The sequence below is a fragment of the Halorubrum sp. SP9 genome, assembly GCF_005435015.1.
Classification (GTDB): Archaea; Halobacteriota; Halobacteria; order Halobacteriales; family Haloferacaceae; genus Halorubrum; species Halorubrum sodomense.
On the sequence record NZ_SGXU01000197.1, the window covers coordinates 1 to 759 of the forward strand.

Below are 759 nucleotides of genomic sequence, written 5' to 3' on the forward strand. Positions count from 1 at the left end.
CAGCATTGAAATACTACCCGTCGGTGACTGCGACTCTCACTCCGGGAGGAGTACACCGGTAGCCGGGCAGTTTGACTGGGGCGGTACGCGCTCGAAAAGATATCGAGCGCGCCCGAAGATCATCTCAGCCGGGTCGGGAATCCGGCGAAGAGCGCAAGAGCACAAGATGGTCTGACAGTGTTCTTCCCAACGAGGAACGCTGACGCGAAAGCGTGGTCTAGCGAACCTACGAGGTTCCGGAATGGGACCCGTAGATGACAGAAAAGCTACCTTAGGGATAACAGAGTCGTCACTCGCAAGAGCACATATCGACCGAGTGGCTTGCTACCTCGATGTCGGTTCCCTCCATCCTGCCCGTGCAGACGCGGGCAAGGGTGAGGTTGTTCGCCTATTAAAGGAGGTCGTGAGCTGGGTTTAGACCGTCGTGAGACAGGTCGGCTGCTATCTATTGGGGGTGTGAGGTACCTGACGTGAACGAACGTATAGTACGAGAGGAACTACGTTTGGTCGCCACTGGTGTATCGGTTGTCCGGAAGGGCAGCTGCCGAGTAGCCACGCGACACGGGGTAAGAGCTGAACGCATCTAAGCTCGAAACCCACATGGAAAAGAGGTACCACAGAGGTCACTCGTAGAAGACGAGTTCGATAGACTCGGGGTGTACGCACCGAGGCAACGAGGTGTTAAGCCCACGAGAACTAACAGACCGAGCCACATTCATTGGCGCTGACGCGCCACGACTCGCATGAGTTCAGGCGGTA

At 56.7% G+C, this 759-nt stretch carries 1 rRNA gene; it reads left to right on the forward strand.

Annotated elements, in window-relative coordinates:
* Window positions 1-720 (forward strand): 23S ribosomal RNA (locus tag EXE45_RS20590); the annotation flags it as partial.
* Between the last annotated feature and the right edge of the window lie 39 nt (window positions 721-759).